Here is a 16,039-nt window from a genome sequence, read left to right on the forward strand (position 1 = left end):
GCCATCATCCAGCGCACCCAAGCGCACGCCGCCGGCGGTGCTGATCACTTCGGCCGTACAAGGCAGGCGTCACCGCTCCGCCAGCCACCCGATCACGCCTTCTGCAGCGCGCAGGCCACTGGCGTAGCACGCGGTCAGCAGGTAGCCACCCGTCGGTGCCTCCCAGTCCAGCATCTCGCCGGCACAGAACACGCCGGGCACTGCCCGCAGCATCAGGCCATCATCCAGCGCACCCAAGCGCACGCCGCCGGCGGTGCTGATCACTTCGGCCATCGGCCGGGGACGCAGCAGGCGCAGCGGCAGGCGCTTGAGCGTAGCCGCCACGGCAGGCAGATCATTGCCCGCTTCTTTACCCAGAATCTCGAACACCAGCGCGGCTTTCACTGCATCCAGGCCGGCCTGGCGGCGCAGGTGCTCGCCGAAGCTGCGGCCCTTGCGCGGGCGTGACAGATCGGCCAGCAGGCGCGCCTCGTCACGGCCCGGCACCAGGTCCAGCCACAGCATCGCGTGGCCATCGCGGTTGATGGTCTCGCGCAGGTCCGCCGCCAACGCATAGATCAGGCTGCCTTCGATGCCGTACTCGCTGGCCACGCATTCGCCCTGCAGCGACTGTGGCTGTCCGGCCAGGTCGATCCAGTGCGCGACCACCGGCTTCAACGGCGCGCCGGCATTGCGCTGGGCGAAGAATGGGGTCCAATCCACGTCGAAACCGCAGTTGGCCGACTGCAGCGGTGCGATGTCCACGCCACGGGCCTGCAGTGGCGAGACCCAGGTGCCGTCGCTGCCCAGCTGCGGCCAGCTGCCGCCGCCCATGGCCAGCAGGGTGGCATCGGCATGTACTTCAACGGCGCCGTCTTCGGTTTCAAAGCGCAAGGCGCCGTCGTCACGCCAGCCGATCCAGCGGTGGTTGGCGTGCAGGCGCACACCCTGTTCCTTCAACCGGCGCACCCAGCCGCGCAGCAGCGGCGCTGCCTTGCGGTCGACCGGGAACACGCGGCCAGAGCTGCCCACGTAGGTCTCCACGCCGAAGCCGGCGGCCCAGTCACGCAGTGCCTGCGCGTCGAAGTCATCCAGCCAGCTGCCGACCACGGCAGCCTGCTCGCGGTAGCGGCTGTCGAACAACGGCCGCGGATCGGAATGGGTGAGGTTGAGCCCGCCCTTGCCGGCGATCAGGAACTTGCGGCCGGGTGACCCCTTGGCCTCGTACAGGTCGACCTCCAGCCCAGCGGCGCACAGGCGCTCGGCGGCGAACAGGCCGGCTGGGCCGCCGCCGATGACGGCGACCCGCTGGGGCAGTGCAGTATTACGGTTTGACATCGAGCAGCTCGACGTCGAACACCAGCGACGAGCCAGCCGGAATCGGGCCAACCCGGCGGTCGCCGTAGCCGTAGTCCGGCGGGATCATCAGCGTGCGCTTGCCGCCGACCTTCATGCCGGCCACGCCCTCATCCCAGCCGCGGATGACCTGGCCGGCGCCGAGTGCGAAGGTGAACGGTTCGCCACGGCTGACCGAGCTGTCGAAGGTCTTGCCGTGCTTGGTTTCGGTGCGGTTGTCGTAGATCCAGCCGGTGTAGTGCACGGTCACCTTGCTGCCGGAGACGGCTTCGGCGCCGGTGCCGGGCACAGTATCGATGCGCTCGAAGGTGGTCAGGGTGCCGCCGGGCGGCGGGCCGGACGGTTCGGTCGAGCAGCCAGCGGCGGCGAGGGACAGCAGCAGGGGAAGCAGCAGGCGGCGCATCGGGCGTCTCCGGAAGGGCGCAGGGCGAGGGCGGCAAGGGTAGCGCATCGGCGCCGGGTATCATGGGTACATGGCAAAACTCCTGCTCAATCTGCGCAATGTCGGTGACGACGAATATGCCGATGTCTGCACGCTGCTCGACCAGCACGGCATCGCCTGGTATCGCACCGAACCCAGCCCCTGGGGCATTTCCAACGGCGGCCTGTGGCTGCGCGAGGACGCCGATCATCCGCGTGCGAAGGCGCTGATGGCGGAGTATCAGGCCGAACGCGGGCCGCGGATCCGTGCCGAGCGCGAGCAGGCGTTGCGCGAGGGGACGGCGGAGACGTTCGGCAGCCTGTTCCGGCGCCGACCGGGGTATGTGGTGCTGGTGCTGCTGGCGATGGCCGGTGCGGCGGCGCTGGTGCTGCTGCCGTTCGTGTTATTGCGGGGGTAAGGGGGTTCGGCCGGGTTGCACCCGGCACCCGCAGAGGCAACGGCAACGTCAACGTCAAAAGCTGGTTCCCGTGGGATGGCGCGGCTGTTGGTAGGTATCGACCTTGGTCGACACAGCAGACCCACCCCATGCGTGGATGAACGGGTAAATCTGACCCTGGGGCACTCTGGCGCTAAAATGGCGGGATGATCGCCAATACCGCTGCCTACCATTTCGCCGTCATCGACGCTCCCCAGGCCCTCTGCGACCAGCTGCTGGCGTGTGCCGAGGCGGCGGAGCTGCGCGGCACGATCCTGGTGGCGGGCGAGGGGCTGAACCTGTTCCTGGCAGGTGCGCCAGAGGCGGTCGAGGGTTTCTACGTGGCACTGCGTTCCGACGCGCGCTTTGCCGATATGCGGGTCAAGACCAGCCTCAGTGAGCACCAGCCGTTCGCGCGGCTGAAGGCCAAGGTGAAGGACGAGATCATCAGTTTCCGCCGCAATGATGGCCAGCCGCTGGACTATCCGCGTGCGCCGGCGGTCGATCCGGCCACGGTGCAGCGGTGGCTGCGCCAGGGGCATGACGACGCCGGCAAGCCGGTGGTGATGCTCGACACGCGCAACCTGCAGGAAGTGGAGTACGGCACCTTCAAGGACGCGCTGGTGCTGCCCATCCACAAGTTCACCGACCTGCCCGAGGCGTTGGCGCCGCATCGCGAGGCGCTGAAGGGCAGCACCGTGGTCAGTTTCTGCACCGGCGGCATCCGCTGCGAGAAGGCCGCGCTGTGGATGGTCAATGACGGCATGGACAATGTACTGCAGCTCGATGGCGGCATCCTCGGCTACTTCGAGGAGGTGGGCGGCGAAGGCTACGAAGGCCGCTGCTTCGTGTTCGATGAGCGCGTGGCGCTGGACGCCGAGCTGAAGCCGATGGTGGACCAGCCGCTGCCGGAGCCGCGCCCCAGCGCGTTCTGACCGCGCCTCTGTAGCGCCGAGCCCATGCTCGGCCGCTGTTGGTCGACGAACGGCAGCCGAGCATGGGCTCGGCTCTACACGATCCGGTGGGCGCTGAACCTGCCCCCACGGGAATCAGCATCCCGCCACCGTCACTGGCCGCGGCGCCGGGCCGTCCCCATGCATGGGGGATCCTGTGACGGAAAAACGCCTGATGATCCCGTTGTCGATCCTTGACCTGGCCCCGGTCTGCGAGGGCAGTGACACCACAGCCGCTTTCGCCAACATGCTGGAACTGGCCCAGCACACCGATGCGCTGGGCTACCGCCGCTACTGGCTGGCCGAACACCACAACATGCCCGGCATCGCCAGCGCGGCCACCGCTGTGCTGATCGGCCATGTGGCCGGGGGTACAAAGCGCATCCGCGTCGGTGCCGGCGGCATCATGCTGCCGAACCATGCCCCGCTGCAGGTGGCTGAGCAGTTCGGCACGCTGGCCTCGCTGTATCCGGATCGCATCGACCTCGGCCTGGGCCGCGCGCCGGGCACCGATCAGCCGACCGCGCGTGCACTGCGCCGCTACTTCGACAGCGCCGACCAGTTCCCGCAGGATGTGCGCGAGCTGCTGCACTACTTCGAGCCGGTACAGCCCGGGCAGGCGGTGCAGGCGGTTCCAGGTGGTGGCCTGCGGGTGCCGACCTGGATCCTCGGTTCCAGCCTGTTCGGTGCGCGCATGGCCGCCTCGATGGGCCTGCCGTATGCGTTCGCCTCGCACTTCGCGCCCGACGTGATGGACGAAGCGCTGGCGGTGTACCGCCGCGAGTTCCGCCCTTCGGCCACGTTGAAGCAGCCGCACGCGATGCTGGCCCTGAACGTTGTCGCCAGCGACAGCGAAGCCGAGTCACGCCGCCTGTTCACCAGCCAGCAGCAGAGTTTCGTCAATCTGCGCCGTGGCCGGCCGGGCAAGATTCCGGCGCCCATCGACGACATCGAATCGTTCTGGGAACCGCATGAAAAGCTGGGTGTGGAGCGGGCATTGGCCTGCACCGTGCTGGGTGATCCGCAGCAGGTGGCCGAGGGCATCGCCGCCTTCGTCGAACGGCACAAGCCCGACGAACTGATGCTCACCGCCAATCTGTACGACCACCGCGCACGCCTGCGTTCGTTCGAACTGGCGATGCAGGCCTGGCACGCCCGCCACGCGGGCTGAACAATTGCGTCACGGCCTGTTGCGGCCGATCCGCGTCTGATGGGGGCTCCCACTTCTGGAGTCCCCACCATGGCCGAGACCCGTGCCGAACACATTGCCCAACTGGCCGAGCTGATCAAGGACGTGGAGGTGGCCATGTTCACCACCACCGGCGTCGACGGGCGACTCTACAGCCGGCCGCTGGCCACCCAGCAGGTCGCCTTCGACGGTGACCTGTGGTTCGTGATCACCGGCGACAGCCCGAAGGTGGCCGAGATCGCGCTCGATCCGCGGGTCAACGTGGCCTACGCCTCGCCCTCGAAGAACACCTACGTGTCGGTGGCGGGGCGGGCACGCGTGGTCGATGATCGCGCGAAGATCGAGGAGCTGTGGTCACCGGCGATGAAGCTGTTCTTCCCCGGTGGCAAGGATGACCCCAACCTTCGCCTGATCCATGTGCGCGCCGACAGTGCCGAATACTGGGATGGCCCGGGCACTCTGCTGGGCACGGCGCTGAGCTTCGTGCTGTCTGCAGTGCAGGACGAGCCGACGGCGTTGGCCGACAACGGGTTCATCGACCTTCGGTGATGGCCGATGTCCGGTAGTGGTAGTGCCGGCCAGCGGCCGGCTCTACCGGCTTCCGGCTCAGAACCAGCGCTGGAACAGTTCCACCGTATAGCCCACCAGCTGCCCCGAACTGAAACCGAAGAATGCGATCGCTGCCAGCGCCGCGATCCAGTTGAACAGCATCAGCGCGCCATCGCGTTCCAGCAGCGCCAACGAGAACAGCAGCAGCTGGAAGCCGAACAGGAAGTTGGTGAAGGGAATCGGCAGCGACAGCAGCAGGCCCAGCAACACCAGCAGCAGGCCGCTGAAGGCGTGGGCGGGCAGCGGTGTCAGCAGTTGCGGCATGCGTGGTTTCAGCATCTTGTCCAGGCGCCGAAGCGGGCGGTCGATGCGGTCCAGGAAACGGTGCATGGTGCCGCGCTTTGGCCCGCGGCGGGCGATGAAGCCCGGCAGCCAGGGGCGGCGCAGGCAGCACAGCATCTGCAGGCCGATCAGGATCACCAATGGACCGCTGACCGCGCCGCCCATGCCCGGAATCGGAATGAACGAGGGCAGGATCGCCACGAACAGGAACACGCCGAACGCGCCCTGCTGCAGGTTGCACAGGATCTGGCCCAGCGGCATGTGCTCGGCCGGATCGCCGGAGGCGAACATCTCCAGCAGGGTGCGGATGCCCTCGTTGCGGTAGGCCGGGCGCTGGGCGCCCGGACCCTGGCCGGCCTCAGGCGGTGAGCTCATCGGCCTGCTCGTCGGACAACGTGCGCAGCAGCAGCTTGTCCACCCGCGCACCGTCCAGGTCGACCACCTCGAAGCGCCAGCCGGCCCAGTCGAAGTACTCGCCCGCGTGCGGAATGCGGCCGAAGTAGTGGATGCACATGCCGGCCAGCGTGTAGTAGTCGCCGTCCTCGGCGTCGGGCAGGTCGTTGCTGCCGATCAGTTCGCGCACGTCTTCGATCGGCAGTGAGCCGTCCACCAGCAGCGAGCCGTCCTCGCGGGTCACCACCAGTGCATCTTCGTCGGCGTTCTCCACCGCCTGCAGGCGGCCGACCACGGCACCCATCAGGTCACTGATGGTCACCAGGCCCTGGATCTCGCCGTACTCGTCCACCACCAGCGCCATCGACTGCTGTTCCTCGCGGAAGATCTCCAGCAGCTTCATCGCGTGGGTTGATTCGGAAACGTACAGCGGTTCCCGCAGGGTCTGGAACAGCGCGTTGTCGCCGCGCGCCATGCGCGTGGCCAGCGATTTCAGTTCGAGCACGCCGACCACGTCCATGTCGTTGTCGCGGTACACCGGGTACCGCGAGAACTCGTGCTCGGCCATGATTTCCAGGTTGCGCTCCAGCCCGGCCTGGGTGTCGAGCCAGGCGATGCGGTTGCGCGGGGTCATCAGGCTGTCGGCGGTGCGGTCGCCCAGGCGCATCACGCGGTTCATCATGTCGCGCTCGTGGGCGTCGATCACCCCGGCCTCGTGGCTCTCGGCCACCAGCATGCGGATCTCTTCTTCGGTCACCGAGGCGACTTCATCCTTGCCCAGGCCGAACAGCCGCAGGACCAGCTGGGTCGTCTTGGACAACAGCCAGACGAAGGGCAGGGCCAACCTGGCCAGCCAGCTCATCGGCATGGCGACCAGGCCGGCAATGGCCTCGGAGCGGGTCAGGGCCAGGCGCTTGGGAACCAGTTCGCCGAAGATCAGCGTGATGAAGGTGATCAGCGAGACCGCCAGGGCGGTGCCTACCTCGCGCGCGTACGCAAAGCCGGGCATCAGGCCCTGCAGCCAGCCGGCGATCGCGTCGCCGATCGCATCACCGCCGAGGTAGCCGGTCAGCACGCCGATCACGGTGATGCCGATCTGCACGGTGGACAGGAAGCTCTCCGGCTTTTCCGACAGCTCCAGCGCCTTGGCGGCGCGCTTGGAGGTGGCGGCCATCTGCTTCAGGCGGCTCTTGCGCGAGGTCATGACCGACATCTCGGACATGGCGAAGAAGCCGTTCAGGAGAACCAGCGCGAAGACAATCAGGATCATTTCAAACACGGGCATCGTCCCCGGTTGATGGCAGGGAGGGCGGGTGCTTGCGATGGCGGCTGGCGCTCAGGAACAGGGTCCGGCGCGGCGCAGGGAGATAAGGGTCGTCGTCCATAAGGTGCGCCCGAGGGCGCGCTGGCATCTTAGCAAAGGGGCGTAGCAGGGTGGCAACCGCCTGTTCAGGTTGGGGGCTCCAGAGCCCCGAAAGGGGACGGGGATACCCGTGATGGTCATCTAGCCGTCATAATTCCGTCTGGTGCCGTCCTTCCCGCGACGGCTGACAGGTTTCTCAATGTTCTCTCTGCAGACCATTTTCGGTTCCGGCAAACAGTTCTACACCCTGCTTGATGAGGCTGCCGTCGCGGCCTCCGACGCCGCCAAGGCGCTGCATTCCATGCTGCGCGAGGCCGACCGCCAGCCCGCGCTGGACGCCTTCAAGCTGGCCCGCCTGCGCGAGCGCGCGGCCTCGGACAAGATCAGCCAGGCGCTGGTAGACAGCTTCATGACCCCGATCGAGCGCGAAGACATCGAAGCGCTGGGTTCGGCCCTGTACAAGATTCCGAAGCAGATCGAGAAGTTCGCCGATCGCTATTCGCTGGCCACGACCCACCTGGAGCACATCGACTTCGCGCCGCGCGCGGCGATGCTGGAACAGGCTGCCGGCGTGGTGGTGGAGATGGTCGCCGACCTGCGCCACATGAACCTGGACCGGATGACCGCGCTCAACGAGAAGCTGCGCTCGCTGGAGAACGAGGCCGACCGCCTGATGCTCGAGCTGTACCGCGATATCTATTCCGGTCGCCTGGACAACCTGCAGATGTTCCTGCTGAAGGAATTCTTCGAGATCCTGGAAAAGGCCATCGACCGTTGCCGCGAGGCCGGCGTGGTGGCGTACCAGATCGTGTTGAAGAACAGCTGACGGACGCCGCCGCATGTTGACCCTTGTCCTGGTGGTGATCCTGGCCGCGCTCGTTTTCGAGTTCATCAACGGCTTCCACGACACCGCCAACTCCATTGCCACCGTGGTGGCGACCAAGGTGCTCTCGCCCGGCTGGGCGGTGATGCTGGCCGCCTTCATGAACCTCATCGGCGCGTTGACCGGTACCGCGGTGGCGCTGACCATCGCCTCGGGCCTGCTCAACACCAACGTGGTCGACGTCACCCCGCAGGTGATCCTGTGCGCCCTGCTGGGCGGCATCATCTGGAACCTGATCACCTGGTGGAAGGGCCTGCCGTCCTCGTCCTCGCACGCCCTGATCGGCGGCCTCTGCGGCGCCGGCCTGGCTGCGGCCCACAACAACTGGGACGCCCTGATCTGGTCCGAGCGGCTGGGCAGCTGGGCGCAGAACAAGGGCCTGCTGTGGAAGGTGTTCGTGCCGATGATCACCTCGCCGATCGCCGGCTTCCTGCTCGGCATCGTGGTGATGGTGCTGCTGTGGGGCCTGATTGCCGGCCTGGCCAAGATCGGTGGCGCCATCGGCCGCCTGGCCCGCCCGCGCATCGTCAACGCGTTCTTCGGCAAGGCGCAGATCGCCTCGGCGGCCTACATGGGCTTTGCCCACGGCCACAACGATGCGCAGAAGACCATGGGCATCATCGCCATGACACTGATCGGTGCCGAAGCCACCGGCGCACTGAACGACCTGCCGTCCTGGCTGGCCTTCATGCACCCGGACGCCCACGCCGGTGACGGCATCGCGATGTGGATCGTGCTGACCTGTGCGGTGGTGATGGCGGCCGGTACCGCCTCGGGTGGCTGGAAGATCATCAAGACCCTGGGCCACAAGATGGTCAAGCTGCACCCGATCCATGGCTTCGCCGCGGAGACCAGCTCGGCCACCATCCTGACCCTGGCCGCCCACTTCGGCATGCCGGTCTCGACCACGCACAGCATCTCCACCGCGATCATGGGCGTTGGCTTCGCCAAGAACCCGCGCTCGCTGAAGTTCGGCGTGATCGAACGCATCGTCTGGGCCTGGATCCTGACCATCCCGGCAGCAGGCGGTTGTGCGTACCTGATCCTGAAGCTGTTCGAGCTGGTCGGCTGGACCTGATCTGCACGCACACGTTGCACAAAAAAAGCCCGCCGTATTCCGGCGGGCTTTTTTCATGGGCAGATCATTCTTCCGTATCAAGCGTGTCGACCAAGGTCGACACCCACCAGAGCAGTGCACGACGCCGTTCCGACAGTTCGCGGAGATCTGTCGAAGGCGGGGCGGGGCCGGTTGTGGGGGTGTCCGCGGCATGGATGCCGCGGCCAAGCCCCCAGGGACGGGTTTACGGCGTCCCCCGCAACCGGCCCCACCCCGCCCAACCACGGAAAGCCCGCTTTTGCCGTTGCCGTTGATTCGGCGGGTGCCGGGCCGCAGGCCCGGCCGAACCCCTCAATTACGCTGGAACAGCGCCTGCACATCCTTGCGGAACGCCGCCTGGCTGTCGGCCCGGCTGTAGAACATGTGCCCACCCGGATAACTACGCACCTGCACCCGGTCCGGATTGCTGCCCATCGCCGGCATCTGGTCCACCGTCAGGATCGACCCCATGAACGGGCACGACAGGTCGTTCCACCCATGCACGATCAGCACCTGGAGGTGCGGGTCGATCGCCACCGCCTGGCGCAGCTGGGTCACCGCGCCCTGGCGCAGCTCGCCGTTGCGGTCCCACAGCCGGTTCACGTCGTAATTCAGCGCCTGGTAGCGCGCATCCACCTTCCAGCCGACCACGCGCGTCACGAAGTCGACCATCGCCGTGGTGGTCGGTGCAATGATGCTGTCCAGCAGCGGATCATTGGCGCGCTGCTCCGGATCATTCGGGAACGGATCGAACGCGGTCACGTTCGAGTCGTAGCGGCTGCCCAGCGTGCCCTTGTCGCGGAACACCTCACGCAGATAGGCCTGCGTCTCCAGGCGGCCACCGGCGCGACGCACGAACTGCGGGTCCAGCCCGGTCAGCTCGGTTACCCGGCGCAGCATCGCCTCGGTCGCCTGCGGGTCGCTGCGGCCCTTCATCAGCGCGGTGGCGTAGTCGCCACGGGTGTACTCCACCACGTCACGCATCGCTGCATCCGTCAGCTTGCCCTGGCGCTCCAGGTGCGCTGCAGCGATCGACGGCAGCGTCTGCATCCATGCCATCGGCGAGACATCGGCGTTGTCTTCCAGGGTCGGGCTCAGGTAGGGCGAGACCAGCACCAGGCCGTTCATCGCCACGCCCAGCCGGGTCTGCAGGAAGTGGGTGATGCGGGGGCCGCGATAACCACCGTAGCTCTCGCCGGTCAGGTACTTGCGTGCGCCCATGCGCTGGTTGCGCAGCAGCCAGTCGTAGATCGAGCGCGACAGGTATTCGATGTCGGCGCTGGGGTTGTACAGCTGCTTCTTCGCTTCGTCATCGCCGATGCGCGCGCGGCTGAAGCCGGTACCCACCGGATCGATGAACACCAGATCGGTGAAGTCCAGCCAGGTGCCGGGGTTGTCGTGCAGGGTGGCGGGTGCCGAGGCGCTGTCACCCTCCGAACCAAAGGTGACCACCTTGGGTCCGATTGCGCCCATGTTGAGGTAGACCGACGATGCACCCGGGCCGCCGTTGAGCGCGAAGGTCACCGGCCGGTCCTTGCCCGGCATCGTATAGGCGGTGAACACCACATCGGCGATCACCTTGCCTTTCGCATCACGCACCGGCAGGGTACCGACGGTGGCGGTGTAGTCCAGGGTGCGGCCCGCCAGGCGCATGCTCTGGCGGGCCGAGGCATCGGCGGGCAGCGCAGTCGCTTCGGTCTTGTCGTCTTTCGGATCGGCCTTGGCCTCGGCGTCAGGCGCGGCCAGCACGCTTGCAGGGGCGATGAGCAGGCCGACGCAGAGCGCGGCAGTATGCAGCAGGGACTTCATGGCACCGGATTGGCAGCGGAAGGGGGTTCCGATGCTAGGCCGGTGGCGGGCATGCCGTATGTGTCCAAAGGCATGGCCGCGCGTCGAGGCCGCCACTGGCCAGATTGGGTCAAGCGGGCAGAGGAGTGCGCACGTCGTCGTCGGCCAGCAGGCCGTATACCGCCGAATCGGACAGTTCGCCCTGGATGCGCCAACGCTGCCGCAGCACGCCCTCCAGGTGAAAGCCCAGCCGTTCAAGCACGTGTGCCGAGGGCCGGTTGCGCGGGTCGACTTCGGCTTCCACGCGATGCAGGTGCAGGGTCTGGAACAGGTAGTCCAGCAGGTGCTGAAGCGCTTCGTGCATGTAGCCTTGGCCCTGCCTGTCGGGGGCCAGCAGGTAGCCGATCTCGGCACGTGCGGCATCGCGGTCCAGGGCGAACACCACGCAGATGCCCAGCAACGGTCCGTCCAGCGTTTCGCGCACGGCCAGCTTGAGCTGGGTGCCGGTGGCCTGTGCGGCCAGGTCATCGTCGATCTGCGCACGCGCCTCGGCCGGTCGTGTCCACGCCGGGTGGTTCCAGAACCGCATCACGTCCGGATCGGACTGGATCGCGAACAGGGCGGCCGCATCGTCGCGGCGGATCGGGCTCAGGACCAGGCGTGCGCTGTGCAGCGGCAGGCCCGGGAACAGCAGCGAGTGGCTGGCCAATACGATGATCCACGCGGATGGACGCGCATTATGGCGCCGCCGGGTTTGCCGATGGGGGCGGGATGTCTGTAGAGCCGAGCCGATGCTCGGCTGCCCGGCACGGCGCGGAATGCAGCCGAGCGTGGGCTCGGCTCTACAGGAGGGCTGCGGGAGTCAGACTTCCAGCGAAGCCAGGTCGCCCTTCGACTCCAGCCAGCCCTTGCGGTCGGATGCACGCTTCTTGGCCAGCAGCATGTCCATCAGCGAACTTGTCTGCTCGCGATCGTCCACGGTCAGCTGCACCAGCCGGCGCGTATCGGGGTGGATGGTCGATTCACGCAGCTGAGGCGGGTTCATCTCACCCAGGCCCTTGAAGCGGGTCACGTTGATGGCGCCCTTGATCTTCTCGCGTTCGATCTTGTCCAGCATCGAGCGCTTTTCTTCCTCGTCCAGGGCGTAGAACACCTGCTTGCCCACGTCGATGCGGAACAGCGGCGGCATCGCCACGAACACGTGGCCGGCATCGACCAGCGCCGGAAAGTGCTTGAGGAACAGCGCGGTGAGCAGGGTAGCGATGTGCAGGCCGTCGGAGTCCGCGTCGGCCAGGATGATGACCTTGCCGTAGCGCAGGCCGCTGATGTCGTCCTTGCCCGGGTCGCAGCCGATCGCGATCGCCAGGTTGTGCACTTCTTCCGAGGCCAGCACGCTGTTGGAGGAAACCTCCCAGGTGTTCAGGATCTTGCCGCGCAACGGCATGATGGCCTGGAAATCCTTGTCGCGGGCCTGCTTGGCGCTGCCGCCTGCCGAATCACCTTCCACCAGGAACAGCTCGGTGCGCGACAGGTCCTGGCTGATGCAGTCGGCCAGCTTGCCGGGCAGGGCCGGGCCCTGGGTGACCTTCTTGCGGACGACCAGCTTTTCGGTCTTCAGGCGCGCACTGGCGCGCTCGATGGCGATCTGCGCGATCTTCTCGCCCAGTTCCACGTTCTGGTTCAGCAGCAGGCTGAAGGCATCGTGGGCGGCACCTTCGATGAAGCCCGCAGCCTGGCGCGAGGACAGGCGTTCCTTGGTCTGGCCGCTGAACTGCGGGTCGGTCATCTTCAGCGACAGCACGAACGACACGCGGTCCCACACGTCTTCCGGGGCCAGCTTGACGCCACGCGGCAGCAGGTTGCGGAAGTCGCAGAACTCGCGCAGCGCCTCGGTCAGGCCGGTACGCAGGCCGTTGACGTGGGTGCCGTGCTGGGCAGTGGGAATCAGGTTGACGTAGCTTTCCTGCACCAGCTCGCCTTCCGGCAGCCAGGCCACGGCCCAGTCAACAATTTCGGTGTCCTTCTTCAGGTTGCCGACGAACAGCTCGGCCGGCAGCATCTCGCGATCGCCCAGTTCCAGCTTCAGGTAATCGCGCAGGCCGTCTTCGTAGTACCAGGTATCGACTTCACCGGTGGCTTCGTCGGTCAGCTTCACGGTCAGGCCCGGGCACAGCACGGCCTTGGCGCGCAGCAGGTGCTTGAGCGCGCGCACCGCGAACTTGGGCGTGTCGAAGTACTTCGGGTCGGGCCAGAAGCGCACGCGGGTACCGGTGTTCTTCTTGCCGACGCTGCCGACCACTTCCAGCGGGGTGGCACGGTCGCCGTTGCGGAAGGTGATGCGGTGTTCGGCACCTTCGCGCTTGATGTGCACTTCCACCAGGGTCGACAGCGCGTTGACCACGCTGACGCCGACGCCGTGCAGGCCGCCGGAGAAAGTGTAGTTGTTGTTGCTGAACTTGCCGCCGGCGTGCAGGCGGGTGAGGATCAGCTCGACGCCCGGGATCTTCTCTTCCGGATGGATGTCCACCGGCATGCCGCGGCCGTCATCGCTGACCTCCACGCTGCCGTCCTTGTACAGGGTGATCTCGATCGAGCGGGCGTGGCCGGCGAGGGCCTCGTCCACCGAGTTGTCGATCACTTCCTGCGCCAGGTGGTTCGGGCGCGCGGTGTCGGTATACATGCCGGGACGGCGCTTGACCGGGTCAAGGCCGGACAGGACTTCAATATCGGCGGCGTTATAACGGGCGTTCATCTGTCTTCGAAAGCTTGGAGCGACGGGCAAGTGTGGGGTCTGGCACGGGATTTTGCACGCCTGCGGTTCAGTCTCGGCGACGCAGAGGGGGTAAAATGGCAGCCGCTGGAATCTGAACGCCGGCGACCCCCGTTGGGTCGAAACATCCAAGCCGTACCGCGAGGAGGACCTCATGAAGAAGTTGCTGACCATTGCGATCCTGGCCGCTGCCGCCGTTGCGGTGCCGCTGGTGATGGCGCAGAACGCCGGCCAGCCGGCCCCGCAGCAGGGTGACCAGGCCGACAAGGCGCAGGCCGAGGCCGATGCCAAGGCCAAGCGTCGGGCCCAGGCCAATGCCGAAATGAAGGCGCAGGGCCAGCCGGCCCCGCAGCAGGAAGAGGAAGAGGAGGCGCGCAAGAAGCGCTGATCCCGCAACCTGCCAGGCGCCCTTGCGACAAGGGCTGCGCTCCGGAACGCCCCGCATTGCGGGGCGTTTCTTGTTAGTGGCGTGCCATCTGCCTCTTGGGTTGGCGGCCATCAATCTGTAAACTATGGCTTTCCGGGAGTAAGTGCGTGTCCACCCTTTGCGAATGGGCTGGAGCGGCCAAGCGTGGCTTCCAGCATGGCGGGTCGCAGGTGACGGTCGATTTGACCGGCACGGCCGCCCCGACCTCGCACGGTGGTCCCGGTCCGGCGCCTGCCGCCGCACGGATCCGCACCTCCCTCGCTGTCCCAGCGAACCGGAAAACCCCCTCTGAGCACCATGCCTGCCCTCCGGGCGCGCGTGGTGCTGCCGTTTTCCATTTCCAGACAGGATGCTTGCAGCCATGACTCCCTTGATTTTCGTAACCGGCGGCGTGGTGTCCTCGCTCGGCAAAGGCATTGCCGCTGCGTCACTGGCCGCCATTCTTGAAGCCCGTGGCCTGAAGGTCACGATGATGAAGCTCGACCCGTACATCAACGTCGACCCGGGCACCATGAGCCCGTTCCAGCACGGTGAGGTCTACGTCACCGACGACGGCGCCGAGACCGACCTCGACCTGGGCCACTACGAGCGCTTCGTGCGCACGCGCCTGAGCCGCAAGAACTCGGTCACCACCGGCCGCATCTACGAGAACGTGATCCGCAAGGAGCGCCGCGGCGACTACCTGGGCGCGACCGTGCAGGTCATTCCGCACATCACCGATGAAATCCGCCGTTGCATCGACGAAGCCACCGAAGGCTACGACGTGGCGCTGGTCGAGATCGGCGGTACCGTCGGCGACATCGAGTCGCTTCCGTTCCTGGAGGCGATCCGCCAGGTGCGCACCGAGCGTGGCCCGGAGAAGGCGCTGTTCATGCACCTCACCCTGGTGCCGTACATCGGCGCCGCCGGTGAGCTGAAGACCAAGCCGACCCAGCACTCGGTGAAGGAACTGCGCTCGATCGGCATCCAGCCGGACGTGCTGCTGTGCCGCTCCGAGCAGGCGGTGCCGGATTCGGAGCGCCGCAAGATCGCCCAGTTCACCAACGTTTCCGAGCGCGCGGTGATCAGCGTGCCGGACGTGGACGTGCTGTACCGCATTCCGTCGGGCCTGCACGCGCAGGGCCTGGACGAAATCGTGGTCAACCAGCTGAAGCTGGCCGACAAGGCCGGTCCGGTCGATCTGTCGATGTGGGAAGACGCGGTCGACGCCACCCTGCACCCGTTGGACGAAGTGACCATCGCCGTAGTCGGCAAGTATGTGGACCATCAGGACGCCTACAAGTCGGTCGGTGAAGCGCTCAAGCATGGCGGCCTGCGCCAGCGCACCAAGGTCAACCTGAAGTGGCTGGAAGCACAGGACCTGGAAGGCACCGACATGGCCGCACTGGCCGATGTTGACGGCATCCTGGTGCCGGGTGGCTTCGGTGACCGTGGTTTCGAAGGCAAGGTGCAGACTTCGAAGTTCGCCCGCGAGCAGCACGTGCCGTACTTCGGCATTTGCTACGGCATGCAGGCGGCCGTGGTCGATTACGCGCGCAACGTGGTCGGCCTGGAAGGCGCCAACAGCACCGAGAACGACCGCCAGTCGCCGAACCCGGTGATCGGCCTGATCACCGAATGGCGTACCGCCACCGGCGATGTCGAGAAGCGTGACGACAAGAGCGACCTGGGTGGCACCATGCGCCTGGGCCTGCAGGAGCAGCGCCTGAAGCCGGGCACGCTGGCCCGCGAGCTGTACGGCAAGGACGTGGTCGCCGAGCGCCACCGCCACCGCTACGAGTTCAACAACCGTTACCGCACCCAGCTGGAAGACGCCGGCCTGGTGATCGCCGGCAAGTCGATGGACGACACCCTGGTGGAAGTGGTTGAGCTGCCGCGCGATGCGCACCCGTGGTTCCTGGCCTGCCAGGCGCACCCGGAATTCCTGTCCACGCCGCGTGACGGCCATCCGCTGTTCATCGGTTTCATCCGTGCCGCGCGCGAGCGCAAGGCCGGTGGCAAGCTGCTTTCCGAAGCGCGCGCCTGACTTGTGAATGGGGGCTTCGGTCCCCATCCTGCATGCTTCAACCCCCCAGCGCACCGGCCCGGCCGGTG

General features: G+C 66.7%; 15 protein-coding genes. 8 read left to right on the forward strand and 7 right to left on the reverse strand.

All coding sequences use genetic code 11. The features are described 5' to 3' along the window. Positions 1-69: 69 nt before the first annotated feature. Complete coding sequence (locus ACTJJM_RS06640; protein WP_126560460.1) at positions 70-1,317, reverse strand: TIGR03862 family flavoprotein; 1,248 nt, start codon at positions 1,315-1,317, stop codon at positions 70-72. Then, entirely contained in the window at positions 1,304-1,738 is a 435-nt protein-coding gene (locus ACTJJM_RS06645; RefSeq protein ID WP_010486019.1) for an FKBP-type peptidyl-prolyl cis-trans isomerase, read from the reverse strand. The genes ACTJJM_RS06640 and ACTJJM_RS06645 overlap by 14 nt, the downstream gene beginning before the upstream one ends. Positions 1,739-1,808: 70 nt before the next feature. On the opposite strand from ACTJJM_RS06645, the gene ACTJJM_RS06650 reads away from it, so the two are divergent. The 4 genes from ACTJJM_RS06650 (at position 1,809) to ACTJJM_RS06665 (ending at position 4,883) form a co-directional block, all read left to right on the forward strand. Continuing rightward, on the forward strand, positions 1,809-2,174 hold the full coding sequence (locus tag ACTJJM_RS06650) for a DUF6164 family protein (RefSeq protein ID WP_010486017.1): 366 nt from the start codon (positions 1,809-1,811) through the stop codon (positions 2,172-2,174). 185 nt (positions 2,175-2,359) lie between these two features. Continuing rightward, positions 2,360-3,127, forward strand: coding sequence for a sulfurtransferase (locus tag ACTJJM_RS06655; protein WP_010486015.1), 768 nt, complete (start codon positions 2,360-2,362; stop codon positions 3,125-3,127). Positions 3,128-3,320: 193 nt separating this feature from the next. After that, entirely contained in the window at positions 3,321-4,316 is a 996-nt protein-coding gene (locus ACTJJM_RS06660) for an LLM class flavin-dependent oxidoreductase (RefSeq protein ID WP_010486013.1), read from the forward strand. Positions 4,317-4,385: 69 nt separating this feature from the next. Next, on the forward strand, positions 4,386-4,883 hold the full coding sequence (locus tag ACTJJM_RS06665; RefSeq protein WP_010486012.1) for a pyridoxamine 5'-phosphate oxidase family protein: 498 nt from the start codon (positions 4,386-4,388) through the stop codon (positions 4,881-4,883). A gap of 57 nt (positions 4,884-4,940) precedes the next feature. On the opposite strand, the gene ACTJJM_RS06670 is transcribed toward ACTJJM_RS06665, so the two are convergent. Both ACTJJM_RS06670 and ACTJJM_RS06675 read right to left on the reverse strand, forming a co-directional pair. Continuing rightward, on the reverse strand, positions 4,941-5,600 hold the full coding sequence (locus tag ACTJJM_RS06670; RefSeq protein ID WP_010486010.1) for an exopolysaccharide biosynthesis protein: 660 nt from the start codon (positions 5,598-5,600) through the stop codon (positions 4,941-4,943). After that, a complete protein-coding gene (locus tag ACTJJM_RS06675) occupies positions 5,584-6,888 on the reverse strand; it encodes a hemolysin family protein (protein WP_032952709.1) in 1,305 nt (434 codons plus the stop codon). Before ACTJJM_RS06675 ends, ACTJJM_RS06670 begins: the two co-directional genes overlap by 17 nt. A gap of 292 nt (positions 6,889-7,180) precedes the next feature. On the opposite strand from ACTJJM_RS06675, the gene ACTJJM_RS06680 reads away from it, so the two are divergent. Continuing rightward, on the forward strand, positions 7,181-7,807 hold the full coding sequence (locus tag ACTJJM_RS06680) for a DUF47 domain-containing protein (protein WP_004152833.1): 627 nt from the start codon (positions 7,181-7,183) through the stop codon (positions 7,805-7,807). Positions 7,808-7,820: 13 nt separating this feature from the next. Next, positions 7,821-8,942, forward strand: a complete 1,122-nt coding sequence (locus tag ACTJJM_RS06685; protein WP_010486005.1) for an inorganic phosphate transporter — start codon at positions 7,821-7,823, stop codon at positions 8,940-8,942. A 330-nt stretch (positions 8,943-9,272) separates the two neighbouring features. On the opposite strand, the gene ACTJJM_RS06690 is transcribed toward ACTJJM_RS06685, so the two are convergent. The 3 genes from ACTJJM_RS06690 to parE form a co-directional block, all read right to left on the reverse strand. Further along, positions 9,273-10,769, reverse strand: coding sequence for a S10 family serine carboxypeptidase-like protein (locus ACTJJM_RS06690; protein WP_099559598.1), 1,497 nt, complete (start codon positions 10,767-10,769; stop codon positions 9,273-9,275). A 109-nt stretch (positions 10,770-10,878) separates the two neighbouring features. Continuing rightward, positions 10,879-11,457, reverse strand: a complete 579-nt coding sequence (locus tag ACTJJM_RS06695; protein ID WP_010486002.1) for a GNAT family N-acetyltransferase — start codon at positions 11,455-11,457, stop codon at positions 10,879-10,881. Positions 11,458-11,610: 153 nt separating this feature from the next. Further along, positions 11,611-13,500 carry a DNA topoisomerase IV subunit B gene (gene parE / locus ACTJJM_RS06700; protein WP_106467663.1) on the reverse strand — a complete coding sequence of 630 codons (1,890 nt, stop codon included), beginning with the start codon at positions 13,498-13,500 and terminating at the stop codon, positions 11,611-11,613. A gap of 172 nt (positions 13,501-13,672) precedes the next feature. On the opposite strand from parE, the gene ACTJJM_RS06705 reads away from it, so the two are divergent. Beyond that, on the forward strand, positions 13,673-13,906 hold the full coding sequence (locus ACTJJM_RS06705; protein WP_010485998.1) for a hypothetical protein: 234 nt from the start codon (positions 13,673-13,675) through the stop codon (positions 13,904-13,906). 400 nt (positions 13,907-14,306) lie between these two features. After that, a complete protein-coding gene (locus ACTJJM_RS06710; protein ID WP_019338186.1) occupies positions 14,307-15,971 on the forward strand; it encodes a CTP synthase in 1,665 nt (554 codons plus the stop codon). Positions 15,972-16,039 lie beyond the last annotated feature (68 nt).

It is taken from the genome of Stenotrophomonas sp. 22692, assembly GCF_052045015.1.
Classification (GTDB): Bacteria; Pseudomonadota; Gammaproteobacteria; order Xanthomonadales; family Xanthomonadaceae; genus Stenotrophomonas; species Stenotrophomonas geniculata.